Annotated in this window: 16 protein-coding genes, 1 tRNA gene and 1 other RNA gene; 3 read left to right on the forward strand and 15 right to left on the reverse strand. The window is 67.1% G+C overall.

The window, feature by feature from the left end; genetic code table 11:
• Positions 1–38 precede the first annotated feature (38 nt).
• The 8 genes from ACQCX5_RS02805 to ACQCX5_RS02840 all read right to left on the reverse strand — a co-directional run bounded on the left by ACQCX5_RS02805 (position 39) and on the right by ACQCX5_RS02840 (position 6,146).
• Positions 39–854, reverse strand: a complete 816-nt coding sequence (locus ACQCX5_RS02805) for a hypothetical protein (RefSeq protein ID WP_434540462.1) — start codon at positions 852–854, stop codon at positions 39–41.
• 63 nt (positions 855–917) lie between these two features.
• Positions 918–1,118 (reverse strand): DUF6767 domain-containing protein, encoded by a 201-nt coding sequence (locus ACQCX5_RS02810; protein ID WP_434540463.1) that lies wholly within the window; start codon positions 1,116–1,118, stop codon positions 918–920.
• Between the two features lie 90 nt (positions 1,119–1,208).
• Entirely contained in the window at positions 1,209–2,111 is a 903-nt protein-coding gene (locus tag ACQCX5_RS02815) for a hypothetical protein (protein WP_434540464.1), read from the reverse strand.
• A gap of 20 nt (positions 2,112–2,131) precedes the next feature.
• On the reverse strand, positions 2,132–3,466 hold the full coding sequence (locus tag ACQCX5_RS02820) for a hypothetical protein (RefSeq protein ID WP_434540465.1): 1,335 nt from the start codon (positions 3,464–3,466) through the stop codon (positions 2,132–2,134).
• A complete protein-coding gene (locus tag ACQCX5_RS02825) occupies positions 3,463–4,185 on the reverse strand; it encodes a hypothetical protein (RefSeq protein ID WP_434540466.1) in 723 nt (240 codons plus the stop codon). The genes ACQCX5_RS02820 and ACQCX5_RS02825 overlap by 4 nt, the downstream gene beginning before the upstream one ends.
• 151 nt (positions 4,186–4,336) lie before the next feature.
• Entirely contained in the window at positions 4,337–4,897 is a 561-nt protein-coding gene (locus ACQCX5_RS02830; protein ID WP_434540713.1) for a YqgE/AlgH family protein, read from the reverse strand.
• Between the two features lie 131 nt (positions 4,898–5,028).
• Positions 5,029–5,396: a transfer-messenger RNA gene (ssrA, locus tag ACQCX5_RS02835) on the reverse strand.
• Between the two features lie 111 nt (positions 5,397–5,507).
• The gene (locus ACQCX5_RS02840) at positions 5,508–6,146 is read right to left on the reverse strand and encodes a DUF1707 and DUF4870 domain-containing protein (RefSeq protein ID WP_434540467.1); all 639 of its coding nucleotides are present in this window, start codon (positions 6,144–6,146) and stop codon (positions 5,508–5,510) included.
• 120 nt (positions 6,147–6,266) lie between these two features.
• Here ACQCX5_RS02840 and ACQCX5_RS02845 point away from each other — a divergent pair, with 120 nt between their 5' ends.
• The gene (locus tag ACQCX5_RS02845) at positions 6,267–6,638 is read left to right on the forward strand and encodes an FKBP-type peptidyl-prolyl cis-trans isomerase (protein WP_434540468.1); all 372 of its coding nucleotides are present in this window, start codon (positions 6,267–6,269) and stop codon (positions 6,636–6,638) included.
• Between the two features lie 51 nt (positions 6,639–6,689).
• Here the strand turns inward: ACQCX5_RS02845 and ACQCX5_RS02850 are convergent, their stop codons facing one another.
• From ACQCX5_RS02850 to prfB, 6 genes are all read right to left on the reverse strand, one after another.
• Positions 6,690–8,519: a DUF2207 domain-containing protein gene (locus ACQCX5_RS02850; protein ID WP_434540469.1), complete on the reverse strand. Its 1,830-nt coding sequence runs from the start codon at positions 8,517–8,519 to the stop codon at positions 6,690–6,692.
• Between the two features lie 7 nt (positions 8,520–8,526).
• Positions 8,527–9,006: an SsrA-binding protein SmpB gene (smpB, locus tag ACQCX5_RS02855; protein WP_434540470.1), complete on the reverse strand. Its 480-nt coding sequence runs from the start codon at positions 9,004–9,006 to the stop codon at positions 8,527–8,529.
• 104 nt (positions 9,007–9,110) lie between these two features.
• On the reverse strand, positions 9,111–10,634 hold the full coding sequence (locus ACQCX5_RS02860; RefSeq protein WP_434540471.1) for a M23 family metallopeptidase: 1,524 nt from the start codon (positions 10,632–10,634) through the stop codon (positions 9,111–9,113).
• A 29-nt stretch (positions 10,635–10,663) separates the two neighbouring features.
• Positions 10,664–11,566: a permease-like cell division protein FtsX gene (gene ftsX, locus ACQCX5_RS02865; protein ID WP_434540472.1), complete on the reverse strand. Its 903-nt coding sequence runs from the start codon at positions 11,564–11,566 to the stop codon at positions 10,664–10,666.
• A 25-nt stretch (positions 11,567–11,591) separates the two neighbouring features.
• Positions 11,592–12,278, reverse strand: a complete 687-nt coding sequence (gene ftsE, locus ACQCX5_RS02870; RefSeq protein WP_434540473.1) for a cell division ATP-binding protein FtsE — start codon at positions 12,276–12,278, stop codon at positions 11,592–11,594.
• Between the two features lie 135 nt (positions 12,279–12,413).
• A complete protein-coding gene (gene prfB, locus ACQCX5_RS02875; protein WP_434540474.1) occupies positions 12,414–13,523 on the reverse strand; it encodes a peptide chain release factor 2 in 1,110 nt (369 codons plus the stop codon).
• Positions 13,524–13,652: 129 nt separating this feature from the next.
• Between prfB and ACQCX5_RS02880 the strand changes: the two genes are divergently transcribed.
• Positions 13,653–14,237: a CueP family metal-binding protein gene (locus ACQCX5_RS02880; protein WP_434540475.1), complete on the forward strand. Its 585-nt coding sequence runs from the start codon at positions 13,653–13,655 to the stop codon at positions 14,235–14,237.
• A gap of 39 nt (positions 14,238–14,276) precedes the next feature.
• Positions 14,277–14,350 (forward strand) — tRNA-Val (locus ACQCX5_RS02885).
• 18 nt (positions 14,351–14,368) lie between these two features.
• Here the strand turns inward: ACQCX5_RS02885 and ACQCX5_RS02890 are convergent.
• The gene (locus ACQCX5_RS02890) at positions 14,369–15,739 is read right to left on the reverse strand and encodes a tRNA-dihydrouridine synthase (protein WP_434540476.1); all 1,371 of its coding nucleotides are present in this window, start codon (positions 15,737–15,739) and stop codon (positions 14,369–14,371) included.
• Between the last annotated feature and the right edge of the window lie 36 nt (positions 15,740–15,775).

Consider the following 15,775-nt stretch of genomic DNA (forward strand, 5'->3'; position numbering starts at 1 on the left):
GTGTTCTGATACCGAGATGGCGAAACCCTGCCCAGGTCTCAGAAAAAGCCTCGCCGCATCAATGCCAAGGTCTGGTCGCGCAGGTCGGACAGCTCATTGGTCAGGCGCTCACGCTCGCCCACGACGACCTGCGCCGGCACAAACCTGCTGCGGGCATCGGCGTGGGCCTCGATGACGGCATCGCCGATCTCTTTGACCCGCGCCCGGGCGAGCCACTGTCGGTCGAAGTGGACCCCGGCCAGTTGGCCGACGAGGTTCAGCCCCAACCGGACCCTTCCCTTCGCACCGGAGCCCAGCGTCGGCTCGCCCTGCAGTTCGGTCTGCCCGCCCTCGCCCAGCGCGTCGAGCTGTCCCTGGACCTCTTGCTGCCGCGCGCGGATGCCGCGCAGGGCGTCCCAGGACAGCGGCTGGTCGGCCTCGGGACCATCGGCGAAGAAGTCGAGCGTCCTGCGCTGCGCCACCCGGTGATAGTTGTTGATCAGCATGAAGCAGACAGCAAATGACTGCTCGAGGGGTTGGTCACCAAGGTGGTTGCGCCAGTGCAGCGACAGCCGTACGCGTTCGATCAGCGCCGAATCGTCCACCCAGATGCGCACCACGCCGTCCTGGTCCGGGAAGCCCATCTCTTTCGACCACTGCTCGCCCTCGGGCACGTCGAGGTCATCGGGGTAATCTGTCTCGCCCGGTCCACGGTCAGCGTCGGGGTAGTCATCGACGGGCAGCTCGTCGTCCGACTTGTCGTGGCCAGTGGGGGTGGGGTTGTCATCGGCAACCCTGGGGTCGCCCACCCGCTCGAGGCCGTCGTCGGCTGCGTCATCCGAGCCCGCGTCATCAAGGTCAGCCCAGGTCACCATGACCCCTCCTTTGCTGACACCATTCTTGATGGCCCGGGGGTCACCTCGAGGGTTTCAGCAACCTCACAGGGCGGCTGCCCGCTGGCGGCGGCGCTTCTCGGCATGGGCACGTCGCAACTCGGCGAGCCGTTCCTGCAGGTCGGGATCCTGCTGCACCTGCCAGACCAGTCCGCAGTCCTGCGGCCCGGTGGCACCCGGGTAGCACAAGCTGCACGGGTCGCCGGGACGAACGGGGCACTGGGGCTCGGGGAATTTTCGGCTCACATTCAAATACTACGCCTCGTAGCAGACGTGCAGCACTGCACCCCCGGACCTGTGGCCCGGGGGTGCAGCAGCCGGTTTGCCGCTCAGGTGTCAGAGGTTGATGCCGCTCCCCGAACCCGTGGTACCGGACGAGGCATTGCCGCGGCCCGTCGAGCTGGTCTGGTCGTCGACGTTGGCGTCGGCGGCGTTCGCAGACTTGGGGTCGGGCCACACGCCGCCGGCTTCCAGGTTGGCCACCGAGGACTGCACCGTGGGGATGTCGTCGGCGACCATCTGGGCCGAATTCGACCAGTCGCCGCGCGTGGTCACGATCGTTTCGATCCACGTCTTGAGCGATTCCAACTGCGCCTTGGCGTTCGCGGTCCTGGTGTAATAGGTGGCGGAATAACCGCCGCGCCCCGGCGCGAAACCACTGAACGACGAGTTCTTGTTCTTGATGGCCGCCAACACCTGCACGAACGAGGTGTAGGTGGCCGCGAAGATGCCCGCATTGATGGCTGCACCCGACGAGCAGACCTGCTGCTGGCGGTAGCACAGCTCCTCGAGCTCGTTCAGGGCATTCTGCTGCTTGGGCAGCGCGTTCTTGTACTCCTGGGCACCCTTGGAGCTCCACTCGTCCAGCATGAGGTGCTGCTGCACGTGGCCCTGGATCTGGTCAAGCTGCAGGCCCACCTTGCTCCAGTTCTTGCCACGGTCGACCAGGTTCTGGATCGTCTGCGACTTGGGCTCGAAATGCGTCGTGAACGTGTTCCAGATGGCGGTGAGCGCGTTGTCGGCCGCCGTCTTGAGCTCGTTGGCCTGGCTGTAGAGCTCGTCCTGGTTCTCGCAGGCAGCGATCTCGACGCCAGCCTTGGCCTCAGCATCATCGTTGGTCTTGCAGCTGGTCAGCTCGGTGCCGATCAGCTGCAGTTTGGCCCGGCACTCGCCGATGGAGTTGTACTCGACCTGCGACTCGTAGCCCTCAGCGAGGTGGACCGTGATTGTCTGTGGCATCTCGTACTTCCTTCCAGTCGTCAGTCGTTAATCGTGCCGGCGGCAGCGATCTGTTCGGTGGCGATGTCCCGGTAGCCCGCAGCGTCCGCGGTCAGCTTCTCGGAGATCTCGGTGAAGGCCTGGCTGCCGTTCGTGCTCCACGTGTTCGTCGTCGACTGCAGCGTGTTGTAGTTGGGGGCGACGATGGAGTGGGCGAAACCGAACTCGTCGCCGGATGCGGCCAGCGACTGGATCGACGTAGCTGCGTCATTCATGTCCTGGGACATTCCGCCCCACCCGCCTGCGGTCTTGTCGATCTGCTCGGGGTCGGCCGCGATGTTGCCACTGCCGCCCCCGGTGCCTGCACCCGCACCGCCCCCACTGGGCAGGCCCCCCGATCCCGTGCCCGTACCGGACGGTAGACCCGATCCCGACCCGGTGCCCGAAGGCAGACCGCTCGGGCTCGTGGACAAGCCTCCCGAACCGGACGGGATGCTGCCCGAAGGCATGGTGCCCGTGCCGGGGGTGGTTCCGATTCCGGTGCCACCCGAGCCGGGCAGGCTTCCACCACCGGGTGTGGTTCCCGGGGTGATGGGGGTGGTCTCGGTGGGGTAGCCACCAGGATTCGTACCGCCGCCAGGGTTGATGCCGCCACCGGTGTAGGAACCCCCGCCGGGCGGTGTCACACCGGGCGGGTAGTAGTTCGCCACCCCGTCACCATCGGTGTCGATGCCGCCGTCGGGCAGGCGCACGCCGCCACCCGGGACGCCACCTGAGCCGGGGTAACCGGGGTCACCGGGGAAGATGTCAGGCACGCCATCGCCATCGGTGTCGATGCCGCCGCCTGCGAAGGTGTCAGCGATGCCGTCGCCATCGGTGTCGATGCCACCGCTCGCACCGCCACCACTGGCAGCGAGCGTGCCACCGCCGATGCCGCCGCCGGCCAGGCCAAGGCCACCAACGCCGGCCGCACCACCACCGATGCCGCCACCAACCCCACCGGGCAGGCCACCGCCACCCGGGACGCCGCCACCGGCGCCGGGAAGCCCACCGCCGGCACCCATGCCGGCAGGCGAGGTGCCCAGGCCGCCGACACCGCCACCGGCGCCCATGGCGCCACCCAGGGGCATGCGCCCGGCGCCTGCAGCGCCACCAGCCCCGCCGCCCATGCCCATCGGCGGCATCATCATCGGCGACCCACCGGGACCGCCGCTGCCCTTACCACCGGCAGCGCCGTTCGGGTCGAGCATGGCCTCGTAGATGTCGAGGTCACCCAGCACGTCGTCGGAGTCGGCGCGATAACCCTCAACGCCGCTCTCCTGAGCGCGCTTCAACTTGTCTTCGTCGTTCTGGTGGTTCATGAAACCCTCCGTCATCGGAATCCTCGTCTCATCATGGCCAGCATTTCTTGGCGAATGTCATTGAGTTGCGCAGTCAGTTCATCGCGTTCCCCAGGCACGTAGCGGCCCGGGACAAAGTTGGCACGGGCGTTGGCGTGGGCGCGAACGACCGCGTCGGTCACCTGGCGAATACGTGCCTCGTCCAGCTTCTGGGGGTGGAACACCACACTGGCAAGGTCACCCTCGAGTGTCAGCTCGATGGCCGCCAGCCGGTCGGGCGATTCACCCACCGCCGGTTTGCCTTCCCAGTGCCCCCGGCCACCGTCACCCAAGGTGTCGATCCGATCGCTCACGCGGGCGCTCTCGCGGGTCAGGTGGTCAAGTCGGTCCCACGAGAGCGGGTACTTGGCCTCTCGCGACTTGTCCGTGTCGAGCAGCCCACTGTCCGAGGTGTCGGGGTCGTAGCTGTTGATGAACGAGAACGCCTGTGCAAAGGCGTGGGTCAGCGGCCGCTTGCCGAGCTTCTCGCGCCACGACGGGCTCAGCCGCACCTTGGTGATGAGCTTCGTGTCGTCCACCCACAGGCGCAGCACGCCGAACGTGTCGGGGAATCCCGCCTCCGGCGTCCACGGTTCGTTGGGGCGCACCAACAAGCTGAGGTCATCGTCCCCGGTCTCGTCGGCGACGTCAGCATCGATGCCCAGAACTGGGGCGGCCACCGGGTCGAACTCGTCAAATTCGTCGTCGAGGCTCAAGCCCTCCAACTCCCTCCATCGTGTCACCCGGCACCTCCGTGAAGACTCGTCACCACACTAGACAACCGTCAGGGTCACCCCGTACAACGTCACCCGCACAACGCATGGTGGGACGTTCGCAGGGTCTGTCCGGTTCCCGCCGGGACGAGGTTCAGTTGAGTTCGGGATCGTCGGTGTAGCTGGCGAACCACGCGGTGTCGCCACCCTGCCGACGCAGCACACGGCGCCACAGGTCGTCCTGGTGGGTGCCGAACACGTCAGCCTCGGTCGAGGCGAACCGGTGCCACGACCCTTGCAGCAGTTCACCCTCGAGCTGGCCCGCCTCCCAGCCGGCGTACCCCGCGAAAATGCGCAGGTCGGAATATGCGCCCTCGGCGATCTCGACGGGCGTGTCGAGGTGCAACAGCCCGACGTCACCGTTCACGCGCCGCCACCCGGGCGGGTCTTCGTCCGGGTTGCCCAGCTTGGCGACGCAGACCGCCCCGTTGGGTGAGACCGGGCCGCCGGCGAACAGGGCGCGAGGGGGGCTCACCAGGTCACCCCACTGGGGCAGCACCTCGTCCAGGTCGGCGGGGGCCAGCCGGTTCAGCACGACGCCAAGGGCGCCGCTCTCGTCGGCGTCCAAGAGGTAGATCACGGTCTGCTTGAAATAGCCACCCCCGTGAGCGGCGGTGGCCACGAGCAGCTCACCTGCTCTGGGTCCCGATGGCATCGTCACCCTTCCATCCTTCCACGTCCGTCCGCCCACCGGTCGGCACGCGCCGACCTCGCCCCGCGCCGACCCCATCAAGCACAATGGCCCCCGGTCCGTGGAGGACCGGGGGCCGCATGTCTCAGCAGGTTGTGTGGAGGTGGCGGGAATTGAACCCGCGTCCTCAAGAGGCGAACCAGGGCTTCTCCGGGCGCATCCGACGTTGCGTTCTGCTCGGCCCCTGCACTCACGTCGGCATGTGCAGACAGGCCCAGTCACAGTAAAGTCCCGATCAGCCCCTGCGACGCAGGCTGATCAGCAAGCCTCCTTGATGAGGCCAGGATCCGGACGGAAGGCTACATCCGGGCTGACCCTTCGGTCACTGCTCAGGCAGCGAGAGCGAAGTCAGTGCGCTTTGAGTTGGCACTTATTGGTTTCCAGAGGACATTTACGAGTTGACTCTGGATTCTCGGCCCGCTTCCCCTGGGACTACCGTCCCAAGTCGAAACCAGTCACCCCCTGTTGAGTTGTCACCGACCTGAGCCGGTGTCGTCTACCAATACTACCCGGTCACCGAAGCGGCCACCACCGGCTTTGGTTGAACGCGACCCGTGTGGTGGTCGGCCGGGCGTCAGCGGCCCAGCGCTCGCGGCATCCGCTCGTCCAGCACCGCGAACGGCACCTTCTTCATGATCGGGTTGCGCCACGGCTCACCGCTGAACGCCTTCACCGCACCCACGATGGTGAGCACGAACCAGGCGAACATCCAGATGCCGCCCAGCGCGTCGAAGACGCCCACCAGGTTGCTCAACAGGCCAAGGCCTGCGGCGATGACCAGTGCGAACAGCTGGAAGTTGAAGGCTTTCGCTGCCTGGCTGCGGGCATAGGAGCCCTTGGCCGTGACCGCGTAGAAGATGCCGGGGCCGAGCAGCGGCATCGGGATCGTCGACAGGTGTGCCAGACCTGCTGCGGCGCGTCCACTGCCACTGTCGGAGTTCTGGCTGACCACCGGCAGGTAGGCGGGGTGCGCGGCGAAGACCTGCTGCGTCGGCGTGACCTGGACGAGGCCGGCGAAGGCGGCGTTCAGTTCGCGCCGGGTGCGTGCCTTGAGCGCCTGGCCCACCCGCATGTCGAAGTCCGGCTCGGTGAGTCGACCATCGGCGTAGGCCTCTTGCAGGTAGCTCACGGCACGATCGCGCTGGGCGTCGGTGACGAGCAGGTTGAGCGAGGGATGTTCGAAGCTGTGTTGGTAGGCGTGGGTCGCGTTCATGTATCCATGGTGCGCCTGACCCTGCCTGCCGTACCATCGGGCCCCACCCTGACCAGACCCCCAAGCACCCCGTTCCCGCAGCAGCTGTCACGCGGCTGGCCGACCCGTTAGGCTCGATGCATGACCCAGAAGCCTGAGATCGACTTCCCCGAGGGCCCCGCGCCCACCGAACTGCAGATCACCGACCTCGTCGAGGGCACCGGCGAAGAGGCCCGCCCGGGCCAGACCGTCGAGGTGCACTACGTCGGAGTCGCCTATTCGACTGGTGAGGAGTTCGACGCCAGCTACAACCGTGGCGCCCCGCTGCCCTTCCGCCTCGGCGCCGGCCAGGTCATCAAGGGCTGGGACGACGGCGTCGCGGGCATGAAGGTTGGCGGACGACGCCAGCTGGTCATCCCGCCGCACCTGGCCTACGGCGACCGCGGTGCAGGTGGCGTCATCGCCCCCGGTGAGACGCTCATCTTCGTCTGCGACCTCGTTGCGGTGCGCTGACCCTGCGGCCTGTGAACCGACTGCCTGACTGACATCGCGTCCGGGGGCTGCTCACCAGGAGCTGGCTGACCCGCCGCCCCCGCCGCCCCCGGACGAGATGTCCCCACCGCCGAAGCTTGAACCGCCACCGAAGCCGGTTCCGGAATAGCCGGCGTCACTGGATGCCGGCGAGGCTGATGTGGCCACCGTGTCAAGCATGGAGTTCACCAGCATCCAGTCGAATGGGCCCGGCCCCGCCCAGGTCGGCGCTGGTAGGCGCCCCGACTGGATCAACGGCTCGCAGACCTCGACCCACCGGTCCGCGACCTCGAAGATGATGGCCCACGGCAGGTACCTCGAGAAGATGTCCTCGCCCTCTTCGAAGACCAACTGGTCGGTCTCGGCAGTGGTGAGGTACTTCTCGAAACCCTCGACCTGGTCGGTCACCGCACGACCGGCCGGGGTCCGTTGGCCCCGTGCCAGCCGCCGCGCCACGACGGCGCGCACCACGACCACACCGATGGCGGCCGCGAACCACGGCCACCAGCGCACGAGCGAGACGTCGAAGAGCACGAACGCCACGAACACCGCGGCGGCGAGCGTCGAGGCGATGCCGGCAGAGCGACCGGGACGGGGCACTTCGGTGAACCAGCCGCGGTTGCTCACCTGGTTGGTGACTGACGCGGCCAGCGCTTTGTGTGCCTGGTTCAACGAGCCCTCGCCGTCGAGCTCGACCCACGACCCTGCGGGCTGCCCCGCGAAGACGGTGTCGACGAGCACGGCCTCATGGGGTGCGAGTGTGCCGCTGCGGCCGGTCTGGCGCAGCATCAACTCACCCGATTCGCCCTCACGCATCTCGACCACCCCACGCACCGCCAGGTCGACCAGGGTGGCCGTGGTCTCACGTACGTCAACCTGGCCGTCGGCGAGCAACCCAGCCTCGGCGACGGGGACCTTGGGTGGGCTGAAGGCCACCGGGATCTCGAGGTCCTTGTCGTCGGGCACCGCCCGGGGGTGGGTGCCCGCGGCCGGCAGCACCCCCGGCGGCAACCCCTCGTAACGCAGGTCGCGCCCACGTCGGCGCACCACCAGCGCCCCGGCCCCGGCGGCCAGCGCCGTGGCCCCGATCGGGATCACCGCAGCCCCGATGCCGGGTGCTTCGGCCAGTGGCCCCGGCTTCTCGGCGCGGGTGGCCCTGGGTTCCAGGTCGGGCATCGCATGCTGCACCGCACCGGCGGCGATCTTCACCCCCACCGTCAGCACCTCACCCGAGGCTCGTGGGCGTTGGGTGAAGACCGCCTGCTGGTTGCTGAGCGCGGCACTGGTGCAGGCCCGGTTCTGGCCAGCGGGTGCGCTCGAGCAGGCCACGTCCTGCGCACCACCGGGAACGCTGACCCTGGCGCTGACACGTGCCGTGCTCGGGGCCTCGCCCGAGAGCAGGTCCCAGTAGAACTCCGAATAGCCGCCACTGGACCGCAGGGCACCTGTCACGGTGTACCTGATGGTGTACGTGGCTGTGGGCGAGGTGATCGTCCGGTCCTGGGAGCCGATGCGGATGGCGAACAGCCGGTTGCGGCCGGTTCCGGACATGGTGGTGCTGTGCTGCGCCGAGGCATCCGGTGACGACACCTCGACACCGCTGATGCCATAGACCGCGTCCTTGTCGGCATCCCACGGTTCACGGGCCACCAGCGTGCGGATGATGCCATGGCGCCCGGATGTCGTGCCGAAGCGGTAGACGAGCGTCTCGGTCACGTGCACCCGGCCGTCCGCGGCCACCGTGACCTGGAAGTCCCATGAGTCCACGGTGTCCCCCGCTGCAGCAGCGCGCGGTGAAGGGCCACCGATGAAGCCGACGATGGCGAGCAGCAGCGACAGGCAGACCAGGACGGGACGCCGCATGGCCGACTCAGCCCCTGCGGCGTCGCTGGCGGTCGGCCAGTTCGCGCTGGGTGTCGCGGGCGACGTCGCGCTCGCGGATCGACTCGCGCTTGTCCCAGTCCTTCTTGCCGGTCGCCACGGCGATCTCGACCTTGGCATAGCCGTCGGAGAAGTAGATCGACAGCGGGATCAGCGTGCGTCCGGAGTTGGCGACCTCACGTTCGAGCTTGTCGATCTCGCGCCGGTTCAACAACAGCTTGCGCGTGCGGCGGGTGGCGTGGTTCGTCCACGTGCCGAACGCGTACTCGGGGATGTGGGCATTGCGCAGCCACACCTCACCGTCGTCGACCGTTGCGAACGCATCGGCGAGCGAGGCACGGCCCTGGCGCAGTGACTTCACCTCAGTGCCGGTCAGCACCATGCCTGCCTCGTACGTGTCACCGATGTGGTAGTCGTGGCGCGCCTTCTTGTTCTGGGCGACCAGCTTGCGGCCCTTCTCGCGCGGCACCACGCACCTCCTTGGAAATGGAAAAGTCCGGACCCCACCATAGCGTGGGGTCCGGACGATGCCGCGATCGAATTTCGCTGGCGGCTCAGTCGAGACTCATCGGGTCAGTAGAGGCTCATCGGGTTGATCAGGCTACCGTTGGAGTAGGCCATGAAGTGCAGGTGGCAGCCGGTCGAGTAGCCGGTCGACCCGACGTAGCCGATCACCTGGCCCTGGCTCACCCGCTGCCCCACGCCCACGATGTAGTGGGTGGCGTGGTTGTAGGCGGTGGTCAGGTAGCGGCCGTTGACCTGCCCGTGGTCGATGATCAGGCGGTTGCCATAGCCGGTGTTGTAGTACTTCTCCTCGACCACTCCGCTGGCCGCAGCCCGGATCGGGGTGCCGCAGCCGGCGCCGAAGTCGGTGCCATCGTGCAGCTTCCAGACCCGCAGGATCGGGTGCAGGCGCATACCGTAGGGCGAGGTGATGACCGCGCCCGAGGGGTAGATGAGCCCCTTGCTCGACGACGAACCGGACGAGCCTGAGCTGGTGGATGCTGCGCGCTTCTTGGCCGCGGCGGCCGCGGCGTCGGCCGCATCCGCCTCGCGCTGTGCTGCTGCCTTCTTGGCGGCGCTGGCCTTCGCGGCGGCGGCACGGGCGGCGGCGGCCCGCTTGGCGGCCTCAGCAGCCTCCTGCTCGGCCTTCTTCTTGGCGGCTGCGGCACGCTCGGCGGCGGCTTTGGCTGCCGCGATACGGTCGGCGATGCGCTTGGCCACGGAGTTGCTCTCGCTGACCAGGTCGGCCTGGCGCTTCTCTTCGGCCGCAACGTGGGCGTCGGCGTTCTGCTTGGCCTGCTGGTTGGTGGCGACGGCGGCCGCGCGCTGGTCACGCGCGGACTGGCTGGCTGCAGCCGCATTCTGGGCGTCGGCGTAGGCCTGCTTGGCGGCCTCACGCTTGGCGGCGACGTCTGCCTCGGCGTCGGCTGCCTTCTGCTCGGCGGCCTGCTTGACCAGCTGCAATGACCGCAGCCGGTCGAGCTTGGCCTGGGTCGAGTCCATGAGCGTCCTCGACCACTGCACGCGCTGGTTCAGGCTGCTCATTTCCTGGTTCGTCGTCAGCACGGCCAGCCCGAGCAGGTCGGTGCGCTGCTGCTGGGTCTGCACGACGGTCTTGCCGACTGTCTTCATCCAGGCCTGCACGTCGGCCTCAGCCCTGGCGGCTTCGTCCTTGGCGGCCGCCAGCTTCTGCTGGGCCACGACAAGTGCGGCGGCGGCATCCTTGTCCTTGGCGGCCGCTGACGTCTCGGCAGCCTCAGCCGCCACCAACTGCTTCTCGGCAGTGGCGAGCGCGGCCTCGGAGTTCTGCAGTGCCAGGGCAGCGTTGGCCGCGTCGGCGTTGTAGGTCTCGAGGTCCTTCTTCGACTGCTGGATCTGCGAGTCGAGCTGCTTCTTCTTGTCGTCGAGCTCATCGGCGTGGGCCGACTGGGCCACACCGATCGACAGCGCGAGGCTGCCGATCAGCAGTGCCTGCAGGCCCCGCACGACCCGGCGCCGCAGCGTCGCGCCGGTCGTCCGGACCGAGTCGGGAGCATGGTTGATGTGGTTGTTGCGCGGGCCACTGGGTTCAGCGGGGGGAAGTTCCCGGTTCACTTTGTTACCCCAATCCAGTACGAACGGGGCTAGACCCGCAAGTACTTCCTGGTTGCCAGAATCGTTGGGATGATAGACAGCAGGATCGCCACCACCGCAACCGCTCCCATGGCAATTCCCGCGTGGGACCAGTCAATCCACTGCAAACTCTTGATCGAGACTTGAGCGTTGCGCATCACGATCAGCTCGAAGCCCAGGGCCAGCGTGGCACACGACAGCGCCGCACCGATCAGGCCAGTGACGAGGCTCTCGAGCAGGAACGGGGCCATGATGTACAGGTTCGACGCACCCACCAACCGCATGATGCCCAGCTCACGGCGCCGCGAGAACGCCGCAATGCGGATCGAGTTGGCGATCTGCAGGGCCGCAGCCAGCAACAACAGGCCCGACATCAGCATCGCCCCCCATTGCACGGCATTGAGCCACCGGAAGATCGGGTCGAGCACCGTGTGCATGTCGACGACGTTCTGCACGCCGTCCAGACCCATGGCCTCGGCGACGACGCCCTGGTAGTTCTCGGGGTTCTTCAGCTTGATCTTGTAGGAGTCCTGCATCTGGTCGACCGTCACGGTCTCGAGCAGCGGTGAGTCCTTGAAGACCTCGCGGTACTCGTCGTAGGCCTCCTGCTTGGTGACGTAGTAGACACGTTCGACCTCGGGGTTGGCCTTGAGCGCCGCATCGATGGCTGCGCGCTGGGCGTCCGTCGTGTCAGCCCCGGGGGTGCAGTTGCCACCCGAGGAGTCCTTGACGCACAGGAAGACCGACAGTTCGATCTTGTCGTACCAGCGGCCCTTGACCAGGTCGATCTGTTGCATCGCCATCAGGCCCGCGCCGAACAGGGTCAGCGAGACCCAGATCGTGACGATGACCGAGAACGTCATGGTGAGGTTGCGTCGCAGCCCCGACCAGGTTTCGCGCAATGTGTGTCGCATGCTCTGCCCTTCTTCCACGGCCCGCTCAGGCGGTGCCGTAGACGCCCTTCAACTGGTCGCGGACCACAGAACCGGTGTCGAGTTCGATCACCCGGCGACGCATTTGGTCGACGATGGTCGAGTCGTGCGTGGCCATGATGACCGTGGTGCCGGTCTTGTTGATGCGGTCGAGCAGCTTCATGATGCCGACGCTGGTGGCCGGGTCGAGGTTGCCGGTCGGCTCATCACAGATCAGGATCTTCGGGCGGTTCACGAAGGCCCGGGCGATGGCGACACGCTGTTGTTCACCGCCGGACAGCTCGTCGGGCAGCCGGTCGGCCTTGCCCGACAGCCCGACGGTCTCGAGCGTCTCGGGGACGATCTTGTTGATCTCGCCGGTGCGTCGTCCGATCACCTGCAGCGCGAAGGCCACGTTCTCGTGCACGGTCTTGCCCGGCAGCAGCCGGAAGTCCTGGAAGACGGTGCCGATCTGGCGGCGCAGCGCCGGCACCTTCCAGTTGCTCAGGCGGTTGAGGTCCTGGCCCGCCACATGGATCGTGCCGGACGTGGGCCGGTACTCGCGAAGGATGAGGCGGATGAAGGTCGACTTGCCCGACCCCGACTGCCCCACCAGGAAGACGAATTCGCCCTTGTCGATGTCGACATTGACGTTCTTCAACGCGGGTCTGGTGCCGCCCTCGTACAACTTCGTGACGTTCTCGAACGTGATCACACTGCATCCTCACCGGCTAGGGGAAGTTTCCTGAGTGATTCTCAGGCCGGCTCACGTCAGTCTAGGCGCAGGTCCAGGTTCACGCGAACAGGCTGGCCCTGCGTGTCACCCGGACGAGCCTCGCGGCCGGCAGGCTCAGGCGTCCTGCTCGGTGCGGCGCCAACGAATGCCCGCATCGATGAAGCCGTCGATGTCACCATCGAAGACGGAGTCCGGGTTGCCGACCTCGTAGTCGGTGCGCAGGTCCTTGACCATCTGGTACGGGTGCAGCACGTAGGAGCGCATCTGCGAGCCCCAGGAGTTGCCGCCGTCGCCCTTCAGCTCCTTCATCTGGGCCTCCTTCTCGCGGCGGGCCAGTTCGAGCAGGCGCGACTGCAGCACCTTCATGGCAGCGACCTTGTTCTGCAGCTGCGACTTCTCGTTCTGGCAGCTCACCACCAGGCCGGTCGGGATGTGGGTCAGCCGCACCGCCGAGTCGGTCGTGTTCACCGACTGGCCGCCGGGGCCCGAGCTGCGGAACACGTCGACGCGGATGTCATTCTCGGGGATGTCGATGTGGTCGGTCTCTTCGGTCACGGGCAGCACCTCGACACCGGCGAAGCTGGTCTGGCGGCGCCCCTGGTTGTCGAACGGCGAGATGCGCACCAGGCGGTGCGTGCCGGCCTCGACCGACAAGGTGCCATAGGCGAACGGCGCGTTCACCTCGAAGGTGGCCGACTTGATGCCGGCTTCTTCGGCATAGGAGATGTCATAGATGTTGAATTTGTAGTTGTGGCGCTCGGCCCACCGCGTGTACATGCGCAGCAGCATCTGGGCGAAGTCCGCCGCATCGATGCCACCGGCCTCGGAGCGGATCGTGATCATCGCCTCACGCTCGTCGTACTCCCCCGACAGCAGGGTGCGCACCTCGAGGGCCGTGATCTCACGGTCGAGGGCCTTGATCTCTGAGCCGGCCTCGGCCTCGGAGTCGGCGTCCGCCTCTTCGGCAGCCAGTTCGAGCAGCACCGAGACGTCATCGAGTCGGGAGCGCAGTCCCTCGACACGCTCGACCTCGTTCTGCAGTGCGCTCAGGCGCGAGGTGACCTTCTGCGCATTGTCGGCGTCGTCCCAGAGGTTGGGTGCCGCGACCTGCTCACCGAGGTCGGCGATCTCGGCGCGCTTGGCGTCGAGGTTCGCGACCGCCTCGATCGAGCTGAGTTTGTGATCGAGTTCGGCGATGGATTCAGTCAGGTCTGCGAGTGCCACGTCAGCCCACTCTACCGTGTGCGGGCGATCGGCTGCGAGAGCCGCACGGACAGGTTTCTGCTAGGGGCTGTCGTGGAATTGCCCATCCCTGCCGCAGGGTGCGGGCAAGGGCACCCTTACCGTGGACGCATGCGAAAGATCTTGCCGGCGCTGGTCGCCGTGTGCCTGCTCGTGCTTGCCGGCTGCTCAGGTGCGTCCACCTCGACGAGCCCGGCACCCACTGCCACCGCCGATGCCACCGTGCTGAAGCGACTCGGGTTCACCGGTAAGTCCGGTGAGCAGATCGTGACCGAACTCGACCAGTCGGCCAACCCCCGGCCGTTCAGCTTCTTCGCCTCGGTGCGTCCCGACGGCCTGCTGCTGCAGGACGACCAGGGCTCGACCGTGGTGCCGCTGCCGGCCGACAAGTTCTACCTGTCGGTTGCCCCGTACGAGAACCGGACGCACGAATGCCACTTCCATTCGCTCGGCACCTGCAACGGCGAACTCAAGGACCTGCCCGTCCAGGTGAAGATCACCGCCGAGGACGGCACGGTGCTCGTCGACGAGTCGACCACGACCTATGCCGGCAACGGCTTCGTGGGCTTCTGGATCCCCAAGGGTGTGAAGGGCAACGTCACCGTGACCACCACTGACGGCAAGACCGGCACTGCGCCGTTCTCGTCGCTGGGAACCGAGGACGCCACCTGCATGACCACGCTCAAGATCAGCTGAGCCAGCTGCGCGGCCCGCTTGGTAGAGTTCTCGCCTGCGGGGCGCATAGCTCAGTTGGTTAGAGCACCTGCCTTACAAGCAGGGAGTCGGGGGTTCGAGTCCCTCTGCGCCCACCCCGCGTCGCGGGTAGCTCATGTCCCTTGGAGCTCCTCGGCCTGTTCATCCAGCTCGGCCTGTTCGTCCAGCGTCGCCGACCAGCGGATGATCTGCTGCTCCATCTGCTCGTCGGAGTCGAACCGACTGCGGTCATAACAGCCCAACGGGAACATCGTCGTGCGGATCGTGCACCGGTTGCAGAAGGTGCACGGCCGCTCCGGCTGCTCGTGCCCCGCCCCGAACAGCTTGGGCAGGTCGGGGTTGGCGAGCAGCGGACGCGCCATCGACACCACGTCACAGGCGCCTGAGGCGAGCGCGGCCTCGATGTCGGAGCGGCGCTGGAACCCGCCGTTGGCGATGACCGGCAGCCCGACCTCGGCCCGGAAGCGGCGAGCGTCGTCCAGGTTCAGCGTGCGCGCATCACCCCAGCCGATGTTCATGGCCGGGCGCACCAGGGCCCTGGGCAGCCGCAGCAGGCCCGAGCGCAGCCTGGCCTTCCGCGTGAGGTGCGCCGTGGAATCCATGAACATGCGCACTTCATCAACCGGCAGGTCACCGGGGTTCTCGCGGGGGTTGATGAAGCCGAAGCCATTCGAAATGTGCAGGTAGTCGACGCCCAGGTCGCGCAGCTGGCGCCCGTAGTCGATGGTCTGGTCGATGTCGTTGCCGAACCACCAGCCCCGCAGCGGCAGCGAGGGTGGCAGGCGCAGGTTGAGCGGCAGGTGGTTGTAGTCCCTGGCCGAGAGCCGCACCCCGAACAGGAAGTCTGGACCCACCGCCTCGCGGATCGCCGTGACAATCTCGGCGAGCAACCGGAACCGTGCCTGCGCCGAGCCCCCGTACTTGTCAGTACGACGGTTGATGCCCGGGTTGAGGAACTGGTGGATGAGGTAGCCCTTCGACGCCGTCACCTCGACGCCGTCACAGCCGATGTCGCGCACTCGTCGGGCGGCGTCGGCGAAGTTCACGACGACCTGTTCGACCTCGCCCGTGGTCAGTGCGAAGCGCGAGTTGCGGTACCCGAACAGCAGGTCGAACCCGGACGAGGCTGACGCCGAGTCGGTGCGCTGGCTGAACAGGCTCGTCTGGGTGTGGTAACCCGGGTCGCCCAACTGGACCAGGTACTTCGTGCCCAGCGCCTGCACCTTGCGCACCCCGCGGCGCAGCGGCGCGATGAACCGGTCGTGGCTGATCTTGGGATATTCCAGCGGTGACCAGCGCCGCTCGTCGATGGTGAGGGTGGCCGAGATGATGGCGCCGACGCCGCCCTCGGCGAACCGCTTCTCGAAATTCGACCAGGCACCGTTCACGGTGCCGTCGTAATAGGCCATCCGGCCGCCGATGGACGACCTGACAAGGCGATTCGGCAGCGTGACCTGGTTGATGGTGAGCGGATCGGACCACATGTCAGCCTCCCGAGGACGTCAGTCCGGGTCACCTGT

Source organism: Aestuariimicrobium sp. G57, from assembly GCF_050110855.1.
In the GTDB taxonomy this organism is placed as follows: domain Bacteria; phylum Actinomycetota; class Actinomycetes; order Propionibacteriales; family Propionibacteriaceae; genus Aestuariimicrobium.